Below are 26815 nucleotides of genomic sequence, written 5' to 3'. Positions count from 1 at the left end.
GCCGGCGGCTAGAACACCACCTGACCGACGGCCAGCGCGATCACCACGATGACGATGGCGACCACCAGGAACAGGCCGAACAGGATACGGGCGATCGAACTCGCGCCGGAGGCGATGCCGGTGAAGCCGAGGCCGCCGGCGACGAGCGAGATAACGAAGGCGATAGCGGCCCACTTGAGAAGCGTCATGGCAGTTCACTCCGAAACAAAAGCGGAGCAGTAACGGCCAACGAGCCGGCGGCGTTCCGTCGCGGCCTGCGCTTTACGCGCTTCGTTCTCCGGCGGCCCGCCGCACCAGCACCTCCGCCAAGGTGTGATAGAGGCCGCCGCGGCAGACCAGCTTCGAGACCGCATCCGCGACCAGCGCCGCGAGCATCAGCGGAATCATCATCGCGTGGTTCTGGGTCATCTCGGTGACGATGACGAAGGAGGTGATCGGCGCCTGGAGCACGCCGGTGAGGTAGGCGGTCATGCCGATCAGCACCAGCGCGCCGACGGGCACATCCGGCAGGAACAGGCTCGCCTCCGCGCCCAGCCCGGCGCCAACGGCTAGCGACGGTGCGAACAGACCGCCGGGGATGCCGCTGATCGAGGACAGGACGGTCGCCAGGAACTTGAGCGGGGCGAAATCCCAGCGCGGGTCGTTGCCGGCATGGAGGAGCGCCCGCGCCTCCTCGTAGCCGGTGCCGTAGACGGTGCCGCCGGAGGCGAGCCCGCACAGGGCGACGCCGAGCCCGCACAGGCCGGCGAACAGGACGGGACGGCGCCCGATCATCCCGCCCACCCGTCCCGGCAGGCCGCGGGCGAAGGCGATGACGATACGGCTGAACAGCCCGCCCGCGAGGCCGCCCGCCACGCCGAGCAGCGGCACCGCGAGCCAGCCGGCGGCCAGCGAGAGCCGCGCGTCCGACGTGCCGAAATAGGTGTAGTCGCCGAGGATCGCCAGCGAGGTCAGGCCGGCGGCAATGATGGTGGCGACGATAAGCGCGCTGCCGCGGCTGTCATAGGCCCGGCCGAGTTCCTCGATGCCGAAGACGATGCCGGCCAGCGGCGTGTTGAAGGCCGCCGCCACCCCGGCCGCGCCGCCCGCGAGCAGCAGGCCGCGCATCCGCTCCGGGCTCAAAGTCCCGAAGGCAGCCATGATCGCCGCGCCGACTTGCACGGTCGGCCCTTCGCGGCCAATCGAGGCGCCGCACAGAAGTCCGAGGCACATCACGACGATCTTGCCCGCCGCGACCTTGAGCGAGACCAGCGCACGGCGCGCGGGCCCGGCATCCAGGGCGCGGGCGGCGATCACCTGCGGGATGCCCGAGCCCTGCGCATTCGGGAAGACGGTCCGGGCGAGCCACGCGGCGAGCGCGAAGCCGGTCGGGCACAGCAGAAGCGCCAGGGCCGGCGAGGCGTGGAGCCCGTGCCGAAAAAGCTCCTGCGCCGCATCGGCCGCCTTGGCCATCAGCACCGCGGCCAAGCCGACGCAGACGCCGCCCACCAGGAACAGGCTCCGCCTGCGCCAGGTCGTCCACGCATCGCCGGAGGCACCGCGCAGCCGCGACAGGGCGGGTCTCAGGTCCGTGGGTCGCAGCGGCATGGGGGCGGATCACGCAAGGGATGGGCCGTGTCGCCCCCACCCTGGCGGCGAAATCGGCGCGGGGCCATCGCCGCGGCCCAATGATCCGGCGCGAACGTCCCTTCCGGTGTGGAAGGTGAGGCCGGGCGCTGCAACAAATGGTCTCGGTTGCGAGATGGATGAGGATCTGCGCGTTTAGAATGCTTCATGACACCTCCGGCTTGCCGTGACCCATGCCGGGTCCCGAACGGCCGGCGGTCGACGCGGGCGAGGCGTGGATCCGGCGGAACCGGGCCGCGCGGCAATCAGCCAGGGAGACGGCATGGGGCGGCTGACCACGGTACCCGCGAGCGCGGTTCTTCTCGGCATCGCGGGGTTGATTCCGTTCGTGGGCTTTGCGGCCCTATCGGTCAGCGGCACGGATGTCGGGCTCGGCACCATCGGCTTGTCGCCGCGCACCATCCTCTCGGCCTATGGGGCGGTGATCGCCTCGTTCCTCGGCGGCATCCGCTGGGGGGCGGCGGCGGCACGGGGGGCGGGCTGGCGCGATTACGGGCTCGCAATCGTGCCTTCGCTGCTCGCCTGGGCTGCGCTCGCCGCGCCGCCGCCCTGGGATCTCCGGACCCTCGGCGCGCTGGTGCTGCTGTGGGGCATCGTCGATCAGGACCTTCCCCGCCGTGGCATGGTCCCGGTCTGGATGGGCCGCCTGCGGCTGGCCCTGTCGGCGGTCGCCGGGGCGGCGCTGCTCGTGGCAGCGTGACCCGGTTCAACCGAAATCCGATCGATTGCTTCGCAATGCGGATTTCGGACTTCGCTCAATCCCGCCCGAGCATGGTCCGGCCGATCACGAAGACGCGTCCGTCGCCGAGCAGGTAGGCCGTGAACCCCTTCGGGAAGAGCGGCTCGAAGGCGGCGTCGCGCACGTTGAGGCCGCCCGTATAGGCGCCGAAGGCCGGCATGACGAGACGGTGGCCGTCGCTGACGAAGCAGCGGCGGCGCACGGAGCGGCCGCGCATGCTGACCTTGCCGCAGGGGTGGAGATGCCCCGCGATCTCGCCCGCCTCGGCCCCCGCCAGCGGCTCGTGGCGCAAAGTCAGGCCGCCGACGGAAACCGTCTCGCAATAGCGCCCGCCGACGCCCTCGCTCACCGCCGCATCGTGGTTGCCGGCGATCCAGACCCAGTCGCGGCCTTCCTGAAGCGCGGCGATCATCGCCCGGTCACCGGGCTCCATCCGCTCGGGGCCGCGGGCGTCGTGGAAGGAATCGCCGAGCGCGACCACGCAGGCCGGATCGAGCCGCTGGATCACCTCGTGCAGGCAGGCCAGGGTCTCGCGGGTGTCGTAGGGCGGTAGGAATTGGCCGGAGCGGGCGGCGAACGACGAGCCCTTCTCCAGATGGAGGTCCGACACCACCAGGGTGCGGTGTTCGGGCAGCCACAGGGCGCCGGTGCGGTCGAGGCTCAAGGCCTCGCCGGCAAGCGCAAGGTCGGTGCCCTTCACGGTCTTCTCGAGTCTCTGGCCGAGTGCCAACGTTTTTGTCCCAAGCTTCGCGGAGGAGGCGGCACGCCGCATCAGCCGAGCGCCTCTTGGAGAAGCTCGGCTTCGACCTCGGCCAGGATCTCGTCGGCCCCCTCCCCGTAGACCCGCTCGCGCCCGATTTCGAGCATGACGGACACGGAGAGCGGCGAGACCCGGTCGAGCGCCCTGTGGGTGATTCGCCCCCGGATACGCCTCAGCATCATGCCGAGGCGGGTCACGTCGAGGAGTCCGGTTGCCGCATCCTGCCGCGCGGCACGCAGGAGCAGGTGGTCGGGCTGGTGGCGGCGCAGCACGTCGTAGATCAGATCGGTCGAGATCGTGACCTGACGGCCGGTCTTCTTCTGGCCGGGAAAGCGCCGCTCGATCAGCCCGGCGATCACCGCGCATTGGCGGAAGGTGCGCTTCATCATCGCCGACTCGTCGAGCCAAGCCTCTAAGTCGTCGCCGAGCATGTCCTCGTCGAACAGGGCCTCCATGAAGCCGGGCGAGAGCGCGGCACGCTCGCTCAGATCCTTCGTGCACCAGATGGCGATGCCGTAGTCGTTGGCGGCAAATCCGAGCGGGCGCAGTCGGGCGCGCTCCAGGCGGCGGGTCAGCAGCATGCCGAGCGTCTGGTGGGCGAGCCGCCCCTCGAACGGGAAGGCCGTGAGGTAGTGGCGCCCGGCCCGCGCAAACGTCTCGACCAAGAGGTCGCGCTCGCCCGGCAGCACGGAGTGGCGGCGCTGCTGCGCGAGGTAGTCGGCGAGCTGGCGCGGCAGGCGGTCCCACTCGAACGGGTCGGCGATGATCGCCCGCACGCGGGCCGCGAGGAAGGTCGAGAGCGGGAATTTCGAGCCGGCATAGGAGGGGATCGCCGGATCGGTGCCGGGCCCGGCCCGCGTGACGAGACATTCGTCCTCGGCCAGCCCCTCGAAGCGCAGCACCTCGCCCGCGAACAGGAAGGTGTCGCCGACGGTCAGCGTCTCGGCGAAATCCTCCTCGATCTCGCCGAGCGTCCGTCCGCCCTTCGGCAGCACGGTGCCGGGCTTGGAGCGCAGGCTGCGGGCCATCCGCACCTTGATGTGCGTCGACTCGACGATGGTGCCGATGTTCATGCGGTATTGCTGCGCCACCCGGGCGTCGCGCACCCGCCATTTGCCGTCGGCCCCGCGCAGGATTTTGGCGAAGCGTTCGTAGGCGCGCAGCGCGTAGCCGCCGGTGGCGACGTAATCGACCACCGCCTCGAAATCCTCCCACGACAGGGTCGCGTAGGGTGCCGCCGAGATGACCTCGTCGTAGAGTTCGAGCGGATCGAAGGCGTCGGCGCAGGCCATGCCGAGCACGTGCTGGGCGAGCACGTCGGGGGCGCCGAGGCGGGCGTCGGGCGTGTCCTGGGCCGCCTCCTCCACCGCGTCGAGGGCGGCGCGGCATTCCAGCATCTCGAAGCGGTTGCCGGGGACGAGATAGGCCTTGGACGGCTCGTCCATGCGGTGGTTGGCCCGGCCGATCCGCTGCATGATCCGGCTCGCGCCCTTCGGCGCGCCGAGATTGACCACAAGATCGACGTCGCCCCAGTCGATGCCGAGATCGAGCGTCGCGGTGCAGACGATGGCGCGCAGCTGCCCCGCCGCCATCGCCGCCTCGACCCGGCGGCGCTGCGTGGCGTCGAGCGAGCCGTGATGCAGGGCGATCGGCAGCGTGTCGTCGTTGAGCCGCCACAGCTCCTGGAAGGTGTACTCGGCCTGCAGCCGCGTGTTGACGAAGACGAGCACCATGCGGTGCGCCCGGATCAGGTCGTAGATCGCCGGCATCGAGTGCCAGGCGGTGTGGCCCGCGAGCGGGAGCGTCCGGTTCACTTCGAGCATGTGCAGGTCGGGCTTGGCGCCGCCCTTCACCACGACGAGCTCGGCCCGGCGGTCCTCGCCCGGCACTTGGCCGACGAGGTACTTTTGGAGTTCCTCCGGTTCGCGCACGGTGGCCGAGAGGCCGATGGCGCGGGCTTCCGGCGCCAGCCGGCGAACGCGGGCGAGCGCGAGGGAAAGGAGATCGCCGCGCTTCGAGGTGACGAGGGCGTGCAATTCGTCGAGCACGATCGTCTTCAGCCCGGCGAAGAAGGCCTCCGCCTCCCTGTGGGCGAGCAGCAGCGAGAGCTGTTCGGGCGTCGTGAGCAGGATATCGGGCGGGCGCTGGATCTGGCGCGCGCGCTTGTGCGCCGGCGTGTCGCCGGTGCGGGTCTCGACCGTGACCGGCAGATCCATGCCTTCGATCGGCGCATCGAGGTTGCGGGCGATATCGACCGCCAACGCCTTGAGGGGCGAGACGTAGAGGGTGTGCAGTCCCTTCGCCTTGCCGCCCTTGCTCGCGCTTCCTTGCCGCTCGCTCAGCTCGACCAGGCTCGGCAGGAAGCCGGCCAGCGTCTTGCCCGCTCCCGTCGGGGCGACGAGCAACGCCGAGCGTCCGCCCTGGACGGTCGCGAGCAGTTCGAGCTGATGCGGGCGGGGTGACCAGCCGCGGGAAGCGAACCACGCGGAGAAGCGCGGCGGGAGGTCGGGAGGCGGTGGCACCCGGCTCAGGTACGACGTGCGCGGCGCGGCGTCACCGCGTCACGCCAGCGCCATCAGGAAGCGGTCGATCAGCTCCAAGGCACGCTCGGTCAGCGCGCCGGGATAGCGCACGAAGATGTGGCAGCCGCCGGCATAGACCGCGGTGTGGCCGCCATTGTTGGCCGCCGCCCAGCGGGCCGACATGTAGAGCGTGTCATCGAGCAGCGGATCGGCGGTGCCGACCGTGAACAGGGCCGGCGGCAGGCCCTTCAGATCGGCATAGAGCGGCGAGACGTCGGGCCGGCGCCGGTCGATTCCCTCGCGCACGTAACCGTCGGCGAAGCGCTTGAGGTCGGTGGTGTTGATGACGAGGCGTTCCTCGCCCCATAGCCGCACGCTCGGGGTCAGGCCGAGATCGTAGAAGCCGGCATTGAGGTTGGCGCCGCGGAAGGCGCGGGGCAGGTTGTGTCGGTCGCGCAGGCGCAGCAGCGTCATCACCGCGAGATGCGCGCCGACGGATTCGCCGCCGATGGTCAGCGCGTGAATGCCGAGTTCCGCCTTGCCGGGGCCGGCGAGCCACAGGGCGGCCGCCTCGCAATCCTCGAGCGCGGCGGGATAAGGATGCTCCGGCGCCAGCCGGTACTCAACCGAGAGGCAGACGAAGCCGCAGGTGTCGGCGATGCGCTCGAGCCAGGGGTCTTGCTCGTCGGCCGCGCCCCAGACCCAGCCGCCGCGGTGGATATGCAGGTAGGCGCCCCGCGCCTTGCCCTGCGGTCGGATCACCCGCAGCGCCAGCGGTCCGGCGGGTCCCTCGATGGTCACGGTCTCGGCGCGCGGGCTGCGCGGCATGGCGGGCGATGCCTGCGTGCCCGCCCGGCGGCGCGCGCGCACCTCTTCGATCGGCAGCGACCATGGGTCGGCCTGCGCGGCGTGGGCTGCCACGATCTCGGCATTGAGCGCCTTCGTCTCGGCATCAATGGTCGCCGGGTCGAACAGAGCGTGGTCGATCATGGCCTGAATCAGGTCGCGCTTTATGGGGTCAACGGGAGCCGGCAGGGCCGGATGCAGCCTGCCATCTTGAGCGGAACGTTCGAGGATGCCATCTGGCTGCTACCCCGAATGCGTCGAATGATGCTGCGGCGTCCCGGTTTCGCAGGAGTGTGGCGAGGCTGCAACGCCGTTGCGAGGGTGCCACGGAACACCAAGGATACCGGCAGAATGATCGGCGATCACGATTCGCGGCGCCGCGCCCCGCTCGACACCGGTGCCTACCCGGCCGATCCGCGTCATGGTGCGCCCCGCCGCCGCTCCGGCCTCAACCGCTTTCTCGGCGGCTCGCCCGCGGCGGTGTTCGTGAAGCTGCTGTTCCTGTCCGTGCTCGTCGGCGCGGTGATGGCGATGTTCGGCCTGACGCCGGGCCTGCTGTTCTGGCAGCTCTACGATTTCACCCGTTCGCTGATCGACCTCGGGCTCGACACCTTCCACGATTTCGGCCGCTGGATCCTCGCGGGCGCGGTGGTGGTTGTTCCGATCTGGCTGATCGCCCGCCTGCTCACCGTCTCGCGCGAGCGGTGACGCCGGACCGCTGCGTCGATCCCTCCGGACCGATGCGTCGGCCGTCATCGTGAGGGCGTGCGACACAGCAACAGCTTAGAACCGTTCCGATTGTTCGCCCGCGCGAACGGTTCTAAGACTCGCACGAGAAGTAAGAAACCGCATCGAGGCGTGTCGTGCAGACCAATTTCGCCCCCGAGCAGCTCGCCGACCCCGCCATGGCGGCCTCGGAGAAGATCCTGCGCACCTGCGTGCATTGCGGATTCTGTACCGCGACCTGCCCGACCTACCTCCTGCTCGGTGACGAACTCGATTCACCGCGCGGACGCATCTATCTCATCAAGGACATGCTGGAGGGCGGCAAGCCGGCGAGCCGCGAAGTGGTCAAGCACATCGACCGCTGCCTCTCGTGCCTGTCCTGCATGACGACCTGTCCGTCGGGCGTGCATTACATGCACCTCGTCGATCACGCCCGCACCCATATCGAGAAGACCTACGCGCGCCCGCTCTCCGACCGGCTCCTGCGCGCGGTGCTGGCCCTGGTGCTGCCCTATCCGAACCGGTTCCGGGTGGCGTTGCTCGCGGCCAAGATCGGGGCGCCGTTCCGGCCGCTGGTCGCCCGGTTGCCGCGGGTCGGCAACCGGCTGGCGGCGATGCTCGACCTCGCCCCGGCGCAACTGCCGAACCGCAACCGCACCGACCGGCCCGGCACCTTCCCCGCCGATCCCTCGGCGCAGGAGATCAGCGACCTCTTCCAGACTGGTAAGGACAAGGCGCCGGCCAAGCGCCGCGGCCGGGTCGCGCTGCTGCGCGGCTGCGCCCAGAGCGTCCTGCGGCCGGACTTCAACGAGGCGGCGATCCGCCTGCTCAACCGCCACGGGGTCGAGGTGGTCCTGCCCAAGGGCGAGGGCTGCTGCGGCGCACTGACCCATCACATGGGCAAGGAAGCGAACGCCCACGGTCACGCCAGGCGCACCATCGACGCCTGGATCGCCGAGATGGACGGGCCCGGCCTCGATGCCATCGTCGTCACCGCCTCGGGCTGCGGCACGACGATCAAGGATTACGGCTTCATGTTCCGCGACGACCCGGCCTATGCCGAGAAGGCCGCGCGGGTCTCAGGCATCGCCAAGGACGTGACCGAGTACATGGCCGAGATCGGCCTTCTGCCCCCGGTCGAGGATACCGACCTCGTGGTCGCCTACCATTCCGCCTGCTCGATGCAGCACGGGCAGGCCATCCGCACCGAGCCCAAAACCCTGCTCAAGAAGGCGGGCTTCACCGTGAAGGACGTGCCGGAGGGCCATATCTGCTGCGGCTCGGCTGGAACCTACAACATCCTCCAGCCGGAGATCGCCGCCCGTCTGCGGGATCGCAAGGTCGCCAATATCGAGCGCGTCCGCCCCGACATCATCGCCACCGGCAATATCGGCTGCGCCACCCAGATCGGAAAGGGCACCGACATCCCGATCCTGCACACGGTCGAGCTGCTCGACTGGGCGACAGGCGGGCCGCGGCCGGAAGCGCTGGCGCAGTTGAAGGCGCGTCCGGCACCCGTCCCGGCGCACGTTTAAGGTCAAGATTGAATTTCCCGCTCTGCACAATTACGGGTCGTCCCTTCCTTGACCTCGCTGCAGGTGCGAATTAGGCCCGCAACCAGTGTCGGCCCGAGATCGTTTGCAGGCTTATGACAGAGAACCCGACAGAGTCGCCCGTCGTCCTCCTCGTCGAAGATGACGGTCTGCTGCTGATGGAAGCGTCCGATACCCTGGCCGAGGCCGGGTTCAACGTCCTCGAAGCGCACCATGCCGACAAGGCGCTCGACGTGCTGGAAGGCCGGCCCGATGTCGGGATCGTGATGACCGATGTCGACATGCCGATGGGCTCGATGGACGGCTTCGCCCTAGCCCGCCTCGTCGCCCACCGCTGGCCGGAAATCCCGGTGCTGATCGTCTCCGGCATGGGCACGCCCGGCCCCGGCGACATGCCGGACGGGGCCCGCTTCATCCCGAAGCCCTATGCGCCGACCATGCTGGTGCGTACCCTCAAGGCCTGCCTCAAGCGCGCCGCCTGACGGCCGCCCGCAGACGTTGCGCGCATGGCCGATGCGCGCGAGGGCCAATCGCGGGTTTCGCTGCAGTCCGTTTCGCGGCAGAAGGCGGGTGAGAGTGGCGCGCTGCCCCGCGCGCCGACAGACCGATCAGTTCAGGTCCCGCCATGACCGCCGAGCCAAAAACCCTCCGCTTCGCCACGCAGGCGGTCCATGCGGGTGCCGCGCCCGATCCCGCCACCGGTGCGCGGGTGCAGCCGATCTACTTCACCAACGGCTTCGTCTTCGACTCGACGGAGCAGGCCGCCGACATCTTCGCCATGCGCAAGACCGGCTTCTCCTACTCGCGCGGCTCGAACCCGACGGTCGCCGCGCTGGAGCGCCGGGTCGCCGCATTGGAGGGCGCCAAGGCGGCGGTCGCCGTCTCGTCCGGGCAGTCGGCGGTGCTGCTGGTGATGATGACGCTGATGCAGACGGGCGACGCCTACGTTGCCTCGCCGCGCCTGTTCGGCGGCTCGCTCGGCCTGATGCGCCGCCTCGAAGGGCGCTACGACCTGACGCCCCAATTCGCCGCGGACCTGACGCCGGAGGCCTTCGAAGCCGCGATCACGCCGCAGACCAAGGCGATCATCTGCGAGTCGATCGTCAATCCCTGCGCCACGGTGATGGATATCGAGGGCATCGCTGCGGTCGCCAAGCGCCACGGCCTGCCGCTCGTCATCGACAACACCCTGGCCTCGCCCGCGCTGATCCGCCCGATCGAGTACGGCGCCGACATCATCGTCCACTCGACGTCGAAGTTCCTCGGCGGCTCGGGCCAGGTGATCGGCGGCATGATCTGCGATGCCGGCACCTTCGATTGGAAGGCGCAGGGCTCGCGTTACAACCTCATCAACGATCCCTGGCCGGACTATGACGGCCTGATCGTCAGCGATCGCTTCCCCGAGATCAGCTTCGCCGTGGCCTGCCGCCTGTTCGGCCTGCGCGACCTCGGCCCCGGCCTCTCGCCGATGAACGCCTTCCTGACGCTCACCGGCATCGAGACGCTGCCGCTGCGGATGGAGCGCCACTGCGCCAACGCCAAGGCGGTCGCGGCCTATCTCAAGGACCATCCGGCGGTGGATTGGGTGAGCTACCCGGCGCTTCCCGGCCAGAAGGGTGAGGCTTTGGCCAACCGCTACGTGCCGCAGGGTCCGGGATCGATCTTCACCTTCGCCCTGAAGGGCGGCGAGCCGGCGGCCCTGGCGTTTATCGCGAACCTCGAACTGGTCTCGCACCTCGTGAACATCGGCGAGATCAAGTCGCTGGTGATCCACCCGGCCACCACGACCCATCGCCAACTCCGCCCCGAGGAACGCGCGGCGGCCTGCGTTGGCCCCGAGACGGTGCGTCTCTCGATCGGCTTGGAGGATCCCGAGGATCTCATCGCTGATATCGAGCAAGCGCTGGCCAAGGTCGGCGCACAGATCGGCTGAGGCCGCGATGGGACGGCGCGGGCGCATCGCTGCGGTGATCGGCGGCCTCGCCGTCCTCGGCGCCGGTGCCGTCGTCCTCGCCGACCTCTCGCAAGTCGGCCGCACCGAGCCCCCGCTGGTGGCCGAGGCCGAGCGCGCCGACCGCGTCCTCGTGGAGAAGGCGGCGCGTCGCCTGACCCTGCTGCGCGAGGGCCGTGTGCTCGCGACCTACCCCATCTCCCTCGGCTTCGCGCCGGAGGGTCATAAGGCGCGCGAAGGCGACGGGCGCACGCCCGAGGGCGTCTATGCAGTCGCGTTCCGCAATCCGCGCAGCGTCGCCCACCTCTCGCTCAAGGTGTCCTACCCCTCCCCGGCCGACGCGGCGGCGGCGCAGGCCGGTGGCTATTCGCCCGGTGGCGACATCATGATCCACGGACTGATGAACGGCTTCTCCTGGCTCGGCCGCCTGCACCGGCTGAAGGATTGGACCCAAGGCTGCGTCGGCGTCACCAACGCCGAGATGCGCGCGATCTACGCCCGCGTCGATCTGGGCACGCCCATCGAGATCAGGCCCTGAACGTCGTCGCGTCCGCGACCGCCACGACGGATCGACAAAACGGGTGGACGCTCGGCGCGGGGGATCGTCTGTCGAGCGAGCTCATTCGGACCGATGTCAACGCTCGAAAATTCTCGTGTTGAGGCTATTCGGCGCGCATACGCCGTCTCGGCAAGCATTGTAAGGTCGTTTGAATTCGAAACAACCGCCATATCCGTTGTTTTCAGGTCAGACGAACAGCGAGAGTGCATGGGCTGGTTCGACGCGACGAGAAAATCAATACACCAATCATGTTAATCAGAAGATCACGAGAGGTCGATTTCCAAAGCTGGATGATGCCGATTGCAACCTCCGGCTGAAAAAGTTTTGGCGAGTGTCCGTTCCGATCGGCTGAAAGCAGCTTACGCCAAATCGTGGGGCGGATCTTTTAATCCTCTCGTTAAGACATTTCATTTATCAATTTTTTGTCAGCAGACCTGGGTGATCCGTGCGCGGCGGACACTTCAGCATTTTACGCGCCCTACCCGTCCGATGCGCTTCTCTCTCAAAGCTGCTCTCATCGCCCTGTTCGGTGGGCTCACGCTCATTACGATCGGCCAGGGGGTGGTCTCCCTGATGGAGCTGTCGTCGATCCGCCGAGGTGTCGATGCGGTTGCCACCAACTGGCTTCCGTCCGTCCTCGCCGTCAACGAGATGGGGACGGCTGCAAGCCAGATGCGCCTGCGGCAGTATCGGACCGTCACGACCTCCACCGATCCCGAGACGTTGGCGGCGAACCGGAGCAACTACGAGCGGGCGGTGGCCGACATGGCGTCGGCGCGCAAGCGCTACGAGCCCCTGATCTCGTCCCCGGAAGAACGTGCGCTCTACACGCAGTTTTCGGAGCTGTGGTCCCGCTACGATGAGGCGAGCCGCCGTATCATCGCGATGATGGAGCGGGGCGAGCAGCGGGAAGCCATGGCGGCTCTGGTCGGGCCCGGCCTGCTCTCCTTGTACAGCCAATCGAGCGACCTGATCGCCCGCGCGATCACCCTCAATCGCGACGGCTCCACGCGCGACGCGTCGACCGCGGTCGGCAATGTCGAGACCGCTTCGATCGTTGCGAGTGTCACGATGGCGGTCGCCGTGCTCGTCGCCCTGTTTGCGATGGCGTTCGGCTTCCTGCGCATCTCTCGGCCGATCACCGGCATCACCGGCATGATGGGGGCGCTCGCCGCCGGCGACGTCGAGACGCCGGTGCCCTACCGTCAGCGCCGGGACGAAATCGGCGCGATGGCGGCCGCCGTCCAAGTGTTCAAGGACAACCTGATCCGCACCCGTGCCCTGGAAGCGGAGACGGCGCTCGCCCGCGCTTCGGCCGAGGAGCAGCGGAAGGCGGCGATGCGGTCGATGGCCGACAGTTTCGAGGCCGCCATCGGCGGGATCATCGGCACCGTGACCTCGGCGGCGACCGAGTTGCAGGCCACGGCCCAGAGCATGTCGGGGACCGCGACCGAAACGGCCTCCCAATCGATCACCGTGGCGTCCGCCGCCGAGGAGGCGGCGACCAATGTCGGGACCGTTGCGGCCGCGGCGGAAGAACTCGGTACCTCCGTGCACGAGATCGGCCGGCAGGTGGCCACTTCGTCCGAACTCGCCCAGGCCGCGGTCGGCGAAGCCGACCAGACCGCCGGTTTGGTCCAGAACCTGTCGAGCGCGGCCGCCAAGATCGGCGACGTGGTGTCGATGATCTCGACGATCGCCGGCCAGACCAACCTGCTCGCGCTCAACGCCACCATCGAGGCGGCGCGGGCCGGCGAAGCTGGGCGCGGCTTCGCGGTGGTCGCGGCGGAGGTGAAGGAACTGGCCAACCAGACCGCCCGGGCGACCAGCGAAATCGCGCAGCAGATCGGCACGATCCAGAGCGCGACCGATCAGGCGGTCTCGGCCATCGGCGGCATTTCCGGCCGCATCCGCGAGATCAACGGCGTTGCCGCTGGCATCGCGGCGGCGGTCGAGCAGCAGGGCGCAGCGACGCAGGAGATCGTGCGCAACGTCGCCCAGGCCTCGACCGGCACGGCCGAGGTGACGAGCAACATCGCCGGCGTCGCCCGCGCCTCCGAAGAGACCGGCGCGGCGGCGAGCCAGGTGCTCGGCGCGGCGTCCGAATTGTCGCGCCAGTCCGAGCAGCTCTCGGCGGAGGTGAGCCGCTTCCTCGCGACCGTGCGCGCGGCCTAGCGAGGCCCAATCCAGCACATCGATTGGGGATTCGTGAGGAAGAGGTCGCCTTCGGGCGGCCTCTTCCCATATGCGCCTGCCATGAGTGCCCGCGTTGAACCCAAGACGCGAAACCCCACGGGAGACCGCCATGCGCGCCTACGAGATGTCCGCCGCCGCCGGCCTCGACAGTTGGAAGCGTGCCGAGCGCCCGACGCCCGAACCGGGCCGCGGGCAGGTTCTGGTGCGGATGCGTGCCGCCTCCCTCAACTACCGCGATCTGCTGATCTGCCAGGGCCGCTACCCGTTCGCGGTCAATCTCGACCGGCTGATCCCGCTCTCGGACGGGGCGGGTGAAATCGTAGCGATCGGCGTCGGCGTGCGCCGCTTCACCGGCGGCGAGCGGGTCGCCGGGATCTTCTCCCAGAGCTGGCTCGGCGGCGCGCAGGTGGCCGATACGTGGCAGACGGCGCTCGGTGGCGCCATCGACGGGGTGCTGACCGAGTATCAGGTGTTCGACGAGGACGGGCTCGTCACGCTGCCCGATCATCTCAGCTTCGAGGAAGGGGCGACGCTTCCCTGCGCAGCGGTGACGGCCTGGAACGCGCTCTACGGGCTCAAGCCCCTGCGGGCCGGCGAGACGGTGCTGACGCTCGGCACCGGCGGCGTCTCGATCTTCGCGATCCAGCTCGCCCACGCGGCCGGGGCGCGGGTCATCGCCACCTCGTCGAGCGATGCCAAGCTGGAGAAGGCCCGCGCGCTCGGCGCGCACGACACCATCAACTACCGCACCCATCCCGACTGGGAGAGCGAGGTGCGCCGACTGACCGGCGGAACCGGCGTCGATCACGTCGTCGAGGTCGGCGGCACCGGGACGCTCCCGCGCTCCATCGCCTCGACCCGGCCCGGCGGGCATATCGGCTTGATCGGCCTGCTGGCCCAGGGCGAGGCGTTCGACCCGCTGGCGATCCTCGGCGCGAGCTGCATCGTGCGCGGTGTCGCCGTCGGTCCGCGAGAGATGTTCGAGGACATGAATCGCTCGATCGCCCTGCACGGGATCAAGCCGGTGATCGACCGGGTCTACGGCTTCGACGAGGCGCCGGCGGCCCTCAAAGCCCTGGCCGAGGCCGGGCATGTCGGCAAGATCGTGATCCGGATCGATTGATGCTCGGGCGTCGGGGGAAGAGGCGGGTGATGCGCGCAGGGGTCGGATGGGGACTTCTCGCAGCGCTCGTGTCGCCGGTGGCGGCGAGCGCCGCGGACGTCACGACGGTGCGGACCGAGTCCTTCCCCCGGCCGCCCTATTCCGGGGCGACCTACTACGTCTACGAGCGGGCAGGCCAGACGATCTGCACCAAGCTCGCCGTGTGCAACAAGTTCGACCAGTGCGAGACCAGCTACGTCCCCGGCGCCTTTCGCGCGCCCGAGGACACCGCCACCGGAGAACCCTACGGGACCACGCCTGCGGTGCCGATCGCGCCCGCGTCGCTTGCCAAGCATGTCTGCCTGACGCGGTTCGGGTTGGTGCAGCGCTAGGCCCTACGCCTCGTCGGTCTTGCGAGCCTTCCGGTTCAACGCCCGCAGCGCCCCGCGGAAGGTGCGCACGTCCTGCTCCGTCATCGCCATGCGGTGGAGCATGTCGCGCATGTTGCGGGCGATGATCTCCTGCTTCTCCGGCGGGTAGAAGCCGGCGCCCGCCAACGTCTCCTCCAGGCTCGCGAACAGTGAGAGCATCGCTTCGCGGGTGGCGGGCGGCGAGAGCATCTCGCCGGAGAAGCGCAGGGTGGCGAGGCCGGCGGCGCGGCGCCACTCATAGCCCATCAGCAGCACGGCCTGGGCGAGGTTGAGCGAGGGGAACTCGTCCGTCACCGGGAAGGTGACGATGGCGTCGGCCAGCGACACCTCATCGTTGCTCAAGCCCACACGCTCGCGCCCGAACATCAGCCCGACCCGCTCGCCGCGGCCGATCCGCTCGGCGGTGGCCGTCATGGCGTCCTCGGGGGCGAAGACGCGCTTCATCTGCCCGCGCTCGCGGGCGGTGGTGGCGAGGAGGAAATGCAGGTCGGCGATGGCCTCCGGCAGCGTGGCGTAGACCTTGGCCCCGTCGAGCACGTAAGTCGCGCCGGAGGCCGCCTCGCGCACGCCCTTCTTCGGCCAGCCGTTCTTGGGCGCCACGAGACGCAACTCGGACAGGCCAAAATTCGCCATGGCGCGGGCGGTCATGCCGATATTCTCGGCAAGTTGCGGCTCGACCAGGATGACGACGGGGGCGCTCATGGCCGCCCTCTCGCACGCCGCGATCACAGCCTCAATCCGGGAAGAGCAGCGATTCCCAATCTCGCACCCCACTCATGACGTGCAGGATCTCAATCCGCTCGCTGCGCACCCGGTAGAAGATGAGGTAGGAACCGTAGGAGCGCCGCCGGACGCCGCTGTCGGCGTAAACCGGAACCAGCGGGAAGCCTTCGGGAAATTCGGCGAGCCCTAGGCACCGCTCGACCAGTTCGGTGACCAAGCTGACAGCCCGGCGCGGATTGTCCTGGGCGATGAAGTCGCCTATGCGCTCCAGATCGGCTTCAGCCTCAGCGGTGAAGACGACGATCATGCATCCGGGCCGGACAGCTTTTCGTATTTGGCGATCAACCGCGCCCTGACGTCTTCGGTCGGCGTCACCCGGTCGGCGTCGGCATCGGCGGCACCACGGGCCAAGGCCGCATCAAGCAGAGACAGGCGCTTCTCGCGCTCTTCGACCAAGCGCACGCCCTCGCGAAGAACCTCGCTTCGGGAGCGGTAGCGGCCCTCTTTCACGAGCGACGTGACATAGCTTTCAAGGCGGGTTCCGAGGTCGGCGCTGCTCGGCATCGTCGCTGCTCCCGTCGCTGCGAAAGCGGGAGGATAACTGTTATCGGTCCCAGCGCCAACAGAGCCGCGCCGCCGGCAGGGCCGACGGCGCAGTCTTCCAAAAGACTTAGATCTTACCGTCGATGCCCATCTGGTAGTATTTGTGGACGATCTTGTCCTGGTTCTCGAGGAGCCAGCCGATCGAGGGCTCGTTGGTCATGGCCTTACGGATCGCCTCGGTCATGCCCTTGCGCTGGATCTCGAACAGCGCTTTGTGATCGACGGTCTCGGCCTGGATCACGCCCGGGCTGAGCCAGACCGAGCAGATGATGCCGAGGTCGTTGGCCTTCTCCTTGGGGATGTAGCCGGCCCGCACCGCGTCGAGCACGCCGTTGGCGATGGCGTATTGCACCGTGCCCATCAGGATCGAGGTGTACTTGTTCTCGGTCACGCTCACCTTGGAGACGCACAGCGTCACCGGGCGGACCATGATGTCGGTGTTCAGGAGCGCGAAGACGCGGCTGTGGCCGACGACCTGATCGCCGGTGAGGGTGGCGAGCGCGGTGCCGACCGGCCCGTCGAGCTCGCCGATGATGACCTCGGGCTCGGACGCCGTGTTGGGCGGGCCGCCCGCAACGAGGGCCTCGCCGGCGCGCAGGATGATGCGGTCGCTCATGGTGTGTCCTTCCTCGTGATCGGCCGTTTTTCTTGACGCGCGGGTCGTCGCAGCGGCAGCCGGGTTTGTCCAGGCCACATAGCGCGGCCGTGGCGTGCGCTCTTGTGCGGGAGCGACACTCGCTTTGGCGGGTGGCCGCGCCGGGTGGCCGTGGCGTGCCGCCTCGTTTATGCCCGCCTCCCATGACGGAGACCGGAAACGACCGCGACGGCCTGCGCTACACCGTGGCGCTGATCGAGATCCAGGGCGGGCTGGTGGGCCTGTGGGCCTTCCTGCACGACCTGATGCAGACCGGTGCCGCGGTGCCGCTCACCCTGCTGCCCGGCGTGCTGTTCATCGGGCTGGTGCTGGCCGCGAGCGTGGTCGCGGGTGTCGCGCTGTGGCAGGACCGGCGCCTCGGCTACACCCTCTCCGTTCCGGTACAGCTCGCGCAGGTGATCTGGTTCGTCAGCGCGGGCCTCACCGTCCGCATCTCGGCCAGCGGCTGGCTGCTGGCCGACGTGTTTCTCCGAGCACCTGCGGAAGGTGAGCTCGTGCTGGGCTGGCAGTTCGATGCGGCACGCAAGGGCGGCTACGCCCTCTCGCTGGCCCCGCGGGAGGATTTCACCCTCGCGCTGAACCTGATCGCCTTCGCCATCCTAATCTGGCTCGGATTTCGCCTGCGCGGCCTGCTGCCGTTCCGCAGGGGCGGGTAACAGTTTCGCGCATCCGAAACAGGCTGCCCGAGCCCGGCTTTGTCGCCTTGCTGCGCTGCGTTATAGGGGCGGCGACAGGGTTCCGGAGAGACGCGCGAAGGGCAGCCGGCCGGGCGCGCGGCACCGGGCAACTGAGGGACCGACATGGCGAAGATCAAGGTGGCCAATCCGGTCGTCGAGCTCGACGGCGACGAGATGACCCGGATCATCTGGGCGGAGATCAAGAACAAGCTCATCCACCCCTACCTCGATCTCGATCTCGACTATTACGATCTCGGTGTCGAGCACCGCGACGCCACGAACGATCAGGTGACGATCGATGCGGCCGAGGCGATCAAGCGCCACGGCGTCGGCGTGAAATGCGCCACGATCACGCCGGACGAGGCCCGCGTCGAGGAATTCAAGCTCAAGGAGATGTGGCGGTCGCCCAACGGCACGATCCGCAACATCCTCGGCGGCGTCATCTTCCGCGAGCCGATCATCTGCAAGAACGTGCCGCGCCTCGTGCCCGGCTGGACCCAGCCCTTCGTGATCGGCCGCCACGCCTACGGTGACCAGTACCGCGCCACCGACTTCAAGGTGCCGGGCAAGGGCCGCCTCACCATCAAGTTCGAGGGTGACGACGGCACCGTCATCGAGAAGGAGGTGTTCAAGTTCCCGGACGCCGGCGTCGCGATGTCGATGTACAACCTCGACCAGTCGATCATCGATTTTGCCCGGGCCTCGTTCAACTACGGCCTCGCCCGTAAGTACCCGGTCTATCTGTCGACCAAGAACACCATTCTCAAGACCTATGACGGCCGCTTCAAGGACCTGTTCCAGAAGGTGTTCGACGAGGAGTTCAAGTCGAAGTTCCTGTCGCTCGGCCTGACCTACGAGCACCGCCTGATCGACGACATGGTGGCCTCGTGCCTCAAGTGGTCGGGCGGCTATGTCTGGGCCTGCAAGAACTACGACGGCGACGTGCAGTCGGACACGGCGGCCCAGGGCTTCGGCTCGCTCGGTCTGATGACTTCGGTGCTGATGACGCCGGACGGGCAGACCGTAGAGGCCGAGGCCGCCCACGGCACCGTGACGCGCCACTACCGCGAGCACCAGAAGGGCAAGGCGACCTCGACCAACTCGATCGCCTCGATCTTCGCCTGGACCCGCGGCCTGTCGCACCGGGCCAAGCTCGACGGCAACGCCGACCTCGCGAAGTTCGCCGCGACCCTGGAGAAGGTCTGCGTCGACACGGTCGAGGCCGGCCACATGACGAAGGATCTCGCGCTCCTCGTCGGCCCGGACCAAAAATGGCTCACCACCAACGGCTTCCTCGACAAGGTCGATGAGAACCTGAAGACGGCGATGGCCGTCTGAGATAAGGGAGCAATCACCCTCCCCCCTCTGCGGGGGAGGGTGTCCGCGGAGCGGACGGGAGAGGGGCCGGCTCAGGTCTCTCCGGAAAGGTCGCTCCCCTCACCCGACCCCCTTCGGGGGCCACCCTCTCCCGCAGAGGGGAGAGGGATCAGCGTTCGTCAGCCCGCCTTCTTTGCTGCATTCCGCTTGCGCGTCTCGGCCGCCTTCTTGGCCGAGGCGGAGCGCTGCTCCTTCGTGCGCGAAGCCGAGGCCGTGCCGCCGGTGCGGCCGCCTTTATGCGCGGCGGGATGGTCCGTCGTCTTGCCGCGGCCCGAGCCGCCGGGCTTCTTGCCGCCGCCATCGTCCTTGTTGACGGTCGCCCAGGCGCGGGCCTCCGCTTCCTTTTCCGGAACGCCGCGGGACTCGTAGGATTCGGCGATGTGCTCCGCCTTGCGGACCTGCTTGTCGGTGTATTTCGACTTGTCACCCTGAGCCATGGTGCTCTCCCGATCTGTCGCGCCGGTCAGCTCCGGTTCGGCGCATCGATGGCCGCCCGCACCCGCCGGATCAGCTCGGCACGGCGGTACGGCTTGTTCAGGATATCGAACTCCGGACGCTCGATTCCGGTTCGCTCCAGGCTGGCCTCGGCATAGCCGGTGGTGAGCAGGATCTTCAGATCGGGATGGCGGCGGCGCGCTTCGCGGGCGAGCGTCAGGCCGTCCATGCCGCCGGGCATGATCAGGTCGGAGAAGAGCAGGTCGATCTCCGGATGGTCGTTCAGGATCTCCAGGGCCTCGCGGCCGTGGCGGGCCATCAGGGTGCCGTAGCCGTAATCGCGCAGGATCGCCCGGGCGAGTTCGGCGACGTCGGCGCGATCGTCCACGATCAGGATCGTCTCCGTGCCCGGCCGCTCCTCGACGGTGGCGGCCGGTTCTGCGCTCTCCGGCGCACCGGCCTCGTCGCTCGCGGGGAAGGAGATACGCACCGTCGTCCCCTCCCCCATCACCGACTCGATCTGCGCGAAGCCGCCGGACTGCTTGGCGAAGCCGTAGACCATCGACAGGCCGAGCCCGGTGCCCTTCCCCTCCTCCTTGGTGGTGAAGAACGGATCCATCACGCGCGCCAGCATGTCCGAGGGGATGCCGGCGCCCGTATCGGTCACCGCGACGCTCACGTGCCGGCCCGAACCGTCGGGCCGGCCGGATTCCTCGTTGCGGGTCGTGATCGTGACGCGCCCGCCCTCCGGCATCGCGTCGCGCGCGTTGATGAGCACGTTGAGCAGGGCGACCTCGGCCTGGGTCCGGTCGATCCGGCAGGGCCAGAGGTCGGGGGCGAGATCGGTCTCGATCGTCACCGCGTCGCCCAGCGTGCGCCCGGCCAGTTCCTTCGTCTCGGAGACGAGGTCGTTGAGGTTGAGGGTGCGGCCGTCGAGGCGCTGCTTGCGGGCAAACGAGAGCAGTTGCTGCGTCAGCGTCGAGGCCCGCTCGGCCGCCTCGCGGATGTTGCCGACGGCGCGGCCCATGCGGCCCCGGTCGGCGTCCGGCCGGTCCAGGTTGGTCGCCAGCGAGTCGGCGTAGCCCAGGATCACCTGGAGCAGGTTGTTGAAGTCGTGGGCGATGCCGCCGGTGAGCCGGCCGATCGCCTCCATCTTCTGCGCCTGATGCAGCGAGTCTTCCGCCAACCGGCGGCGGGTGATGTCGAGCTGCGAGCCGAAGAAGTACAGGAGGTCCCCGGCGGCGTTGTAGACCGGGCTCACGAACAGCGCGTTCCAGAACGACGAGCCGTCCTTGCGATAGTTGAGGATCTCGGTGGCGACGTCGCGCCGCGCCGCGACCGCGTCGCGCACCAGCGCCCGCGTCGCCGGATCGGTCTCCGGGCCCTGGAGGAAGCGGCAGTTGTGGCCGATCACCTCGTCCCGAGCGTAGCCGGTCATTTCCAGGAAGGCTTGGTTCACGAACACGATCGGGTGGTCGTCCTGGTTCGGATCGACCACGACCATCGGCATGCGCGTCATCTCGACGGCGGCGAAGAAGATGCCGCTGCCGGATTCGAATTCGTGGCCCTTCGCACCCGCCTCGACGCTGGGATGGACGCCGTGGGGTCTCTTCTCGGGGATGTCGGTCATGCGAACCCACGGCGTGACAAATCTTGTGAGGCTGCCGGCACGGCCGGCGCATCCCCGATGCAGAGCGTAAGATAGGGCTGCGGGAAGAATATAGGGTCCGGAGCGTCGAGGCTCCGGACCCCATCGAAATCGGCAGGGGCCGCTTGCGGCGAGCGGCCCCTTGCCCGCGCCATCAGACCTCCTCGTCGATGCCGAAGCTCACGCTCTCGACATTCGCCCGCTCGAAAGCCTGCATCACGTATTGGTAGGAGCGCTCCATGTCGCTGTGCTCCTCGTCCTCGTCCTCGTTCTCGACGGGCTTGAGGACGAACATCAGCATCGAGCGCCCCGTGACCGAGTAGCTCTCGCCGACGGCGAAGCTCTCCACCTCCTGGCTGTCGGGCAGGTTGGTATCGAGCAGCCGCGTCCAGGAGGTGCCGCCCGGCGCCTCGGGGAGAGTGAAGTCCACTACGTCGTGATAGGCGTTGTAGAACAACAGCAGGGTGGCATCGCCGCCGCGCTTGTGGATGCCGCTCGCCTGGGCGCGCCCGTCGAGCAGCACGGCGAGGGTGCGCGAGTTGCCGTCGTTCCAGTTCTCCGGGCTCATCTCGGTGCCGGTGGGCGTGAGCCAGGTCACGTCCTTGACGCCGAACTCCTCGTCGTAGGCTCCCGTGACGAAGCGCCCGCGCGAGAGCATCGGCAGGGCGTTGCGCAGCAGGATCAGGCGCTGCGTGAACTCGGCCAGATCCCGCTCCTCCTCGCCGATGGCGCCCCAATCGACCCAACTGACCTCGTTGTCCTGGCAATATGCGTTGTTGTTGCCCTTCTGCGTCCGGGCGAACTCGTCGCCGGCGAGCAGCATGGGCGTGCCCTTCGACAGGAACAGGGTCGCCAGCATGTTGCGCATCTGGCGCAAACGCACCGAGCGGATCTCGGGATCGTCGGTCGGGCCCTCGACGCCGTAATTGTAGGAGAGGTTGTGGCCGTGCCCGTCGCGGTTGCCCTCCTCGTTCGCCTCGTTGTGCTTCTCGTTGTACGAAACCGTGTCGTTCAGGGTGAAGCCGTCATGTGCGGTGATGAAGTTCACCGAGGCCCAGGGGCGGCGACCGCGCTTGTTGAACTTGTCGGCCGAGGCGGTGATGCGCGAGGCGAGCCCCGGCAGCAGCCCGGCATCGCCCTTCCAGTAGCCCCGCACGTCGTCGCGGAACCGGTCGTTCCACTCGGCCCAGCCCGGCGGGAAGCCGCCGACCTGATAGCCGCCGGGGCCGCAATCCCACGGCTCGGCGATGAGCTTCACGTCGTTGAGGACGGGGTCCTGACGGCAGGTGTCGAGGAAGCCGCCGCCCTCGTCGAAGCCGTAGGGCTCGCGGCCGAGAATGGTGGCCAGATCGAAGCGGAAGCCGTCTACCCGCATCTCGGTCGCCCAGTAGCGGAGCGAGTCCGTGACGAGCTGCAGCACGCGGGGATGCGAGAGGTTGAACGTGTTCCCGGTGCCCGTGTCGTTGATGTAGTAGCGCGGCTGGTTCGGCAGCAGGCGGTAGTAGGAGGCGTTGTCGACGCCCTTGAACGAGAGGGTCGGGCCCTTCTCGTTGCCCTCGGCCGTGTGGTTGTAGACCACGTCGAGGATCACTTCGAGGCCAGCGCCGTGCATGCGCGCGACCATCTCCTTGAATTCGGAGAAGGCGAAGTCCGGCACCGCCGCGTAGCGCCGGGCGGGCGTGAAGAACGAGATGGTGTTGTAGCCCCAGTAGTTGATGAGATCCTTCTGCTGCAGGTAGTCGTCCTGCACGAAGGAGTGGACCGGCAGCAGCTCGACCGAGGTGACGCCGAGGCTCTTGATGTAGTCGAGCACCGCCGGGTTGCCGAGGCCGGCATAGGTGCCGCGCAGCTTCTCCGGCACCGCCGGGTGCAGCTTGGTGAACCCCTTCACGTGGGTCTCGTAGATGATCGTGCGCTCCCACGGCACGCGCGGCTTCACATCCCGGCCCCAGGTGAAGGCCGGGTCGATCACGCGCGAGCGGCGGGTGTAGGGCGCGGAATCGCGCTCATCGAAGGTGAGGTCGTCGCCCGTCTCCATCTTGTAGCCGAACAGGGCGGGGTTCCACTGGATCGTGCCGACCAGGCCCTTGGCGTAGGGGTCGATGAGGAGCTTGTTCGGGTTGAAGCGGTGGCCGGCCTCGGGCTCGTAGGGGCCGTGGACGCGGTAGCCGTAGATCGTGCCGGGGCGCGCGTCCGGCAGGTAGCCGTGCCAGACCTCGTCGGTGTACTCGGGCAGCTCGATGCGCTCGATTTCGTTCTCGCCGGCATCGTCGAACAGGCACAGCTCGACCTTCGTGGCATGGGCCGAGAACAGCGCGAAGTTCACGCCGCGGCCATCCCAGGTCGCACCGCGGGGATGCGGCGAGCCTTCGCGGATACGCGTGCGCGATGTGCGGGGCCTCGGCGTCGCAGTCCTGTCGGTATCGGCCATCGATCGTCCCATTCTCACTTATAGCGGCCCCCGCGGGTCCAGCCGGACTCTGAACGTGCACGGAACGGCGAAGCTCCGTGTCGTCTGACGCGACGCAGCAAATTTTTGTCGATCCGCTGCGCGCCGCCGCGGATGTGGTAGGCCTTGGACGAAACTCACGGTGAGGGTTCGCGTTGCAAGGCCCCTCATCGATCGACACGGACAGGTTCGAGGGGGACCATCACCCATGATCGAAGACCCCGAACATCGGCCCGCCGGGCTTCAAGCCCTGGCCGAGCGGCACGGCGTCAGCCTGGAGGCGGTGCGCCATCTGCTGCGCGCGCTCCAGGCGGGCCAGGGCAACATGGCCCAGTTCGACCACCCCGATCTCGGCGGCTTCGGGCAGTGGTCGCGCGGCGGCATGGTGATGGTCGGGCGCATGAACGACCATGCCCTGAAGGCGCAGGTCGATGCCCTGTGCACCGAACTCGCCACGGCCCTGCCGCTCTCCGGCTTCCGCGAGGAAGCCGCCTCGGGCAATTGGTGGCCGGACGAACTGGGGCTGCCGTCGAGCGCGGGCGCGCAGAACGCCACGCGCTACGCCTTCTTCCCCGAGCGCCGACGCCTCGCCATCGAGACCGACGGGCGGCTCGCCCTCTACGACACCGGGGACCGCCTCGTCACCGGCGTGAGCCAGCAGCAGGGCGGCAGCTCGTCGCTGCGCTTCAGCGGACCGCAGGGGAGCTTCTCGCTGGAAGATCTGACGCCGGTCGAGCGGGATACGGGGGCGGCGGCGCCGCAGCCGCCCAAACCGCCGGCGGACACGAGTGTCGCCGCGTTCGCGTCGTCATCGGTCGCCTCCGCGGCCAGCCCGGTCCCGTCGGCGCCTGCCGCCAGCCGGCCGGTCGCGGCACCCTCCGGTGCACCCTCGGGTGCGGGCCCGACCGACATCCTGTCGATCCTCGAACGGCTGGCCGACCTGCACAAGAAAGGCGTGCTGACCGAGGGGGAGTTCTCGGCCAAGAAGGCGGAGCTGCTGGCGCGGCTCTGACAGGACGGCCTGTCGCCGCAGGCCCCGCCGGAAGGCCGCGCTCGCCCTAGATCCAGGCCATGGCCCCGCGCGACCTCATCGACATCGACCGCATCTTCCACGAGCCGGCGGTCGCCGATTATCCGCGCGGACGCGAGATCCTGGCCCGCTATCCGAATGCCGAGCGGATCGCGGTCCCGTCGCACTGGAACATCCCGGAGCTGCACGGCAATGCCGGCTCGGTCGAGGACTGGGTGCGGATCAAGCGATCGACCCTGGTGCTCGGCGTGAAGAAGGGGCTCGCGATGCGGCCGAACGGCCGTTCCGCCCACTTCATCGCGCCCTCGACCTCGAACGGCTGCGCGATGGCCTGCGCCTACTGCTACGTGCCGCGCCGCAAGGGGTTTTCCAATCCGATCTCGCTGTTCGTGAACGTCGATGCGGTCTGCGCGGCGATCACGCGCCATGCGGCCAAGCAGGGCCCGTTGCCGGAGCCCGATCAGATCGACCCGCAAGCCTGGGTCTACGATCTCGGCGAGAACGGCGACCTCTCGATCGATGCGATGATCTGCGACAACGTCCGCGATCTCGTCACGCAATTCCGCGGGATTCCCAACGCCAAGGGCTCGTTCGCGACCAAAGCCGTGAATCGCGATCTCCTCGCCTACGATCCGCAAGGCCGCACCCGCATCCGCTTCTCGCTGATGCCGGCGCGGATCGCGCGGGTCGTCGATGTGCGCACCGCGCCGATCCCCGAGCGGATCGCCGCGATCGACGACTTCCTGCGGGCCGGCTACGAGGTCCACGTCAATTTCTCGCCCGTGATCCTCTACGAGGGCTGGGAGGCGGATTGGACCGCGTTGTTCGACGAGATCGACGGGACGATCTCGAATGCCGCCAAGAATCAGCTCGCCTGCGAGATCATCATGCTGACCCACAATGCCGGGCTGCACGCGGTGAACCTCGGCTGGCACCCCAAGGCCGAGGATCTGCTCTGGCGACCGGACATCCAGGAGACCAAGCGCTCGGAAGGCGGCGGCGAAAACCTGCGCTACCGCACCGGCTGGAAAGGGAAATGGCTCGCCCGCTTCAAGGCGCTGCTCGCCGAGCGGATGCCCTATTGCCGGGTGCGCTACGCATTCTAGAGCCGTATCCGACCTGACTGCATCAGGTTGGATACGGCTCTAGATCTTTGTTTTGACATCCTCTTTTTCCGAAAGCCGGTGACCACCTTTCGGGACGATGTCCTCAGGAGAAAACCGATGCCGGATCACGAGAGCTATCTACGCGAGGCGACCGAACTTGCCCTCGCCAACGTCGCCGAGGGTGGCCGACCCTACGGCGCGGTGATCGTGCGGGATGGGGAGGTGGTCGCGCGGGCGGCCAACCGCATCCATGCGACCAACGATCCGAGCGACCACGCCGAGATGGTGGCGATCCGCGCGGCGAGCCAGCAGCTCGGCCGGCCCAAGCTCGACGATTGCATCGTCTACGCCAGCGGGCGGCCCTGCCCGATGTGCCACGCGGCGATGCGGCTGGCCGGGGTCAAGCAGGGCTACTTCGCCTTCACCGCCGAGGAGGCGGAGGCCGAGGGTCTGCTCAGTGCCGGGATCTATGCCGAGCTGTGCCAGCCGCTCGAAGAGCAGCCGATGCAGGTGCGCCACCTCCCGCTTGCCGATGATCCGAGCCCCTACCGCGCCTGGGCGGAGCGGAAAGGGCGCTGAACGCGAGGTCCCGCCTCACGAAATGCCCGCTGCTTCCGGCGCGGCGGGCGCCTCGTGAGAGACACTCAGTGCGTCCAGGGCGCCGTGCGGTTGAACTTGAAATTGTCGGAGTAGGAGAGGCCCTTGCGCGCGATCGGCGGCGGCGTCTCCTCGACGCGATAGGCGATGCCCGAAGCCTTGGCGTAGGCCACCGCCTCGTCCGAGGTGTCGAATTCGAGCCGCACCTGCTGCAGCATGTCGGAGGAGCCGGTCCAGCCCATCAGCGGGTCGGTCTCGCGCGGTTCGGTCTGGTCGAACTCTAGAACCCATTGCTTCGTGCGGGCGAGCCCGGACTGCGTGGGATCCTTGGCGGGACGGTAGATGCGGGCGCTCGGCATCGGACGGCTGACGTCTCCGGGGAAGGTATGGTCGGGGCGATAGGATTCGAACCTACGACCCTCTGCTCCCAAAGCAGATGCGCTACCAGACTGCGCTACACCCCGACGCTGTGAGGGAGATACCCCCTCGGGTCCCGGCCGGCAA

27 protein-coding genes and 1 tRNA gene are annotated in these 26815 nt (G+C 68.4%); 14 read left to right on the top strand and 14 right to left on the bottom strand.

What is annotated here, in order from left to right; translation table 11 throughout:
- Positions 1-8: 8 nt before the first annotated feature.
- Positions 9-188, bottom strand: a complete 180-nt coding sequence (locus OVA30_RS12000) for a DUF1328 domain-containing protein (RefSeq protein WP_003597909.1) — start codon at positions 186-188, stop codon at positions 9-11.
- A gap of 73 nt (positions 189-261) precedes the next feature.
- Entirely contained in the window at positions 262-1587 is a 1326-nt protein-coding gene (locus tag OVA30_RS11995; protein WP_268175557.1) for a chloride channel protein, read from the bottom strand.
- A 301-nt stretch (positions 1588-1888) separates the two neighbouring features.
- On the opposite strand from OVA30_RS11995, the gene OVA30_RS11990 reads away from it, so the two are divergent.
- A complete protein-coding gene (locus OVA30_RS11990) occupies positions 1889-2326 on the top strand; it encodes a DUF3429 domain-containing protein (RefSeq protein ID WP_012254454.1) in 438 nt (145 codons plus the stop codon).
- Positions 2327-2381: 55 nt separating this feature from the next.
- Here the strand turns inward: OVA30_RS11990 and pdeM are convergent, their stop codons facing one another.
- The 3 genes from pdeM to OVA30_RS11975 are packed head-to-tail and all read right to left on the bottom strand — an operon-like array spanning position 2382 to position 6637.
- Positions 2382-3095, bottom strand: coding sequence for a ligase-associated DNA damage response endonuclease PdeM (gene pdeM, locus OVA30_RS11985; protein ID WP_268175556.1), 714 nt, complete (start codon positions 3093-3095; stop codon positions 2382-2384).
- A 41-nt stretch (positions 3096-3136) separates the two neighbouring features.
- Entirely contained in the window at positions 3137-5647 is a 2511-nt protein-coding gene (locus tag OVA30_RS11980) for a ligase-associated DNA damage response DEXH box helicase (RefSeq protein ID WP_268175555.1), read from the bottom strand.
- 39 nt (positions 5648-5686) lie between these two features.
- The gene (locus OVA30_RS11975; RefSeq protein ID WP_003597918.1) at positions 5687-6637 is read right to left on the bottom strand and encodes an alpha/beta hydrolase; all 951 of its coding nucleotides are present in this window, start codon (positions 6635-6637) and stop codon (positions 5687-5689) included.
- A gap of 207 nt (positions 6638-6844) precedes the next feature.
- On the opposite strand from OVA30_RS11975, the gene OVA30_RS11970 reads away from it, so the two are divergent.
- The 8 genes from OVA30_RS11970 to OVA30_RS11935 all read left to right on the top strand — a co-directional run bounded on the left by OVA30_RS11970 (position 6845) and on the right by OVA30_RS11935 (position 14972).
- Positions 6845-7201 carry a DUF6460 domain-containing protein gene (locus OVA30_RS11970; protein ID WP_253396854.1) on the top strand — a complete coding sequence of 119 codons (357 nt, stop codon included), beginning with the start codon at positions 6845-6847 and terminating at the stop codon, positions 7199-7201.
- Between the two features lie 155 nt (positions 7202-7356).
- A complete protein-coding gene (locus tag OVA30_RS11965; RefSeq protein WP_268175554.1) occupies positions 7357-8754 on the top strand; it encodes a heterodisulfide reductase-related iron-sulfur binding cluster in 1398 nt (465 codons plus the stop codon).
- Between the two features lie 113 nt (positions 8755-8867).
- On the top strand, positions 8868-9254 hold the full coding sequence (locus tag OVA30_RS11960; protein WP_003597925.1) for a response regulator: 387 nt from the start codon (positions 8868-8870) through the stop codon (positions 9252-9254).
- 143 nt (positions 9255-9397) lie between these two features.
- Positions 9398-10705 carry an O-acetylhomoserine aminocarboxypropyltransferase/cysteine synthase family protein gene (locus tag OVA30_RS11955; RefSeq protein ID WP_003597927.1) on the top strand — a complete coding sequence of 436 codons (1308 nt, stop codon included), beginning with the start codon at positions 9398-9400 and terminating at the stop codon, positions 10703-10705.
- Between the two features lie 7 nt (positions 10706-10712).
- On the top strand, positions 10713-11261 hold the full coding sequence (locus tag OVA30_RS11950; protein ID WP_268175553.1) for a L,D-transpeptidase family protein: 549 nt from the start codon (positions 10713-10715) through the stop codon (positions 11259-11261).
- 510 nt (positions 11262-11771) lie between these two features.
- On the top strand, positions 11772-13457 hold the full coding sequence (locus OVA30_RS11945; protein WP_268175552.1) for a methyl-accepting chemotaxis protein: 1686 nt from the start codon (positions 11772-11774) through the stop codon (positions 13455-13457).
- 130 nt (positions 13458-13587) lie between these two features.
- Positions 13588-14601 carry a zinc-dependent alcohol dehydrogenase family protein gene (locus OVA30_RS11940; RefSeq protein WP_268175551.1) on the top strand — a complete coding sequence of 338 codons (1014 nt, stop codon included), beginning with the start codon at positions 13588-13590 and terminating at the stop codon, positions 14599-14601.
- A 29-nt stretch (positions 14602-14630) separates the two neighbouring features.
- On the top strand, positions 14631-14972 hold the full coding sequence (locus tag OVA30_RS11935) for a hypothetical protein (protein WP_003597934.1): 342 nt from the start codon (positions 14631-14633) through the stop codon (positions 14970-14972).
- Between the two features lie 3 nt (positions 14973-14975).
- On the opposite strand, the gene OVA30_RS11930 is transcribed toward OVA30_RS11935, so the two are convergent.
- From OVA30_RS11930 to OVA30_RS11915, 4 genes are all read right to left on the bottom strand, one after another.
- Complete coding sequence (locus OVA30_RS11930) at positions 14976-15713, bottom strand: RNA methyltransferase (protein WP_268175550.1); 738 nt, start codon at positions 15711-15713, stop codon at positions 14976-14978.
- A 31-nt stretch (positions 15714-15744) separates the two neighbouring features.
- On the bottom strand, positions 15745-16041 hold the full coding sequence (locus OVA30_RS11925; protein ID WP_268175549.1) for a type II toxin-antitoxin system RelE/ParE family toxin: 297 nt from the start codon (positions 16039-16041) through the stop codon (positions 15745-15747).
- A complete protein-coding gene (locus OVA30_RS11920) occupies positions 16038-16298 on the bottom strand; it encodes a type II toxin-antitoxin system ParD family antitoxin (RefSeq protein WP_268175548.1) in 261 nt (86 codons plus the stop codon). Before OVA30_RS11920 ends, OVA30_RS11925 begins: the two co-directional genes overlap by 4 nt.
- 106 nt (positions 16299-16404) lie before the next feature.
- Positions 16405-16953, bottom strand: a complete 549-nt coding sequence (locus OVA30_RS11915; RefSeq protein WP_268175547.1) for a formaldehyde-activating enzyme — start codon at positions 16951-16953, stop codon at positions 16405-16407.
- 182 nt (positions 16954-17135) lie between these two features.
- Here OVA30_RS11915 and OVA30_RS11910 point away from each other — a divergent pair, with 182 nt between their 5' ends.
- Positions 17136-17648, top strand: coding sequence for a hypothetical protein (locus OVA30_RS11910; RefSeq protein ID WP_268175546.1), 513 nt, complete (start codon positions 17136-17138; stop codon positions 17646-17648).
- 144 nt (positions 17649-17792) lie between these two features.
- Positions 17793-19007, top strand: coding sequence for an NADP-dependent isocitrate dehydrogenase (locus tag OVA30_RS11905; protein WP_015951578.1), 1215 nt, complete (start codon positions 17793-17795; stop codon positions 19005-19007).
- A gap of 158 nt (positions 19008-19165) precedes the next feature.
- Here OVA30_RS11905 and OVA30_RS11900 read toward each other — a convergent pair whose 3' ends face one another.
- From OVA30_RS11900 to glgX, 3 genes are all read right to left on the bottom strand, one after another.
- Positions 19166-19483: a hypothetical protein gene (locus OVA30_RS11900; protein WP_015951577.1), complete on the bottom strand. Its 318-nt coding sequence runs from the start codon at positions 19481-19483 to the stop codon at positions 19166-19168.
- A gap of 26 nt (positions 19484-19509) precedes the next feature.
- Positions 19510-21111, bottom strand: coding sequence for a hybrid sensor histidine kinase/response regulator (locus OVA30_RS11895; protein WP_268175545.1), 1602 nt, complete (start codon positions 21109-21111; stop codon positions 19510-19512).
- A gap of 172 nt (positions 21112-21283) precedes the next feature.
- On the bottom strand, positions 21284-23560 hold the full coding sequence (gene glgX / locus OVA30_RS11890) for a glycogen debranching protein GlgX (RefSeq protein WP_238506711.1): 2277 nt from the start codon (positions 23558-23560) through the stop codon (positions 21284-21286).
- A 226-nt stretch (positions 23561-23786) separates the two neighbouring features.
- On the opposite strand from glgX, the gene OVA30_RS11885 reads away from it, so the two are divergent.
- From OVA30_RS11885 to OVA30_RS11875, 3 genes are all read left to right on the top strand, one after another.
- Positions 23787-24590, top strand: coding sequence for an SHOCT domain-containing protein (locus OVA30_RS11885; RefSeq protein ID WP_268175544.1), 804 nt, complete (start codon positions 23787-23789; stop codon positions 24588-24590).
- Positions 24591-24649: 59 nt separating this feature from the next.
- Positions 24650-25714: a spore photoproduct lyase family protein gene (locus OVA30_RS11880; protein ID WP_268175543.1), complete on the top strand. Its 1065-nt coding sequence runs from the start codon at positions 24650-24652 to the stop codon at positions 25712-25714.
- 117 nt (positions 25715-25831) lie between these two features.
- Complete coding sequence (locus OVA30_RS11875; RefSeq protein WP_268175542.1) at positions 25832-26293, top strand: nucleoside deaminase; 462 nt, start codon at positions 25832-25834, stop codon at positions 26291-26293.
- A gap of 65 nt (positions 26294-26358) precedes the next feature.
- Here the strand turns inward: OVA30_RS11875 and OVA30_RS11870 are convergent, their stop codons facing one another.
- Positions 26359-26670 (bottom strand): ETC complex I subunit, encoded by a 312-nt coding sequence (locus OVA30_RS11870; protein WP_003597950.1) that lies wholly within the window; start codon positions 26668-26670, stop codon positions 26359-26361.
- 28 nt (positions 26671-26698) lie between these two features.
- Positions 26699-26775 (bottom strand) — tRNA-Pro (locus OVA30_RS11865).
- Positions 26776-26815 lie beyond the last annotated feature (40 nt).

This window comes from Methylorubrum sp. SL192 (genome assembly GCF_026672325.1).
GTDB lineage: Bacteria > Pseudomonadota > Alphaproteobacteria > Rhizobiales > Beijerinckiaceae > Methylobacterium > Methylobacterium extorquens.
This window is presented reverse-complemented; position numbering and strand designations above follow the sequence as displayed.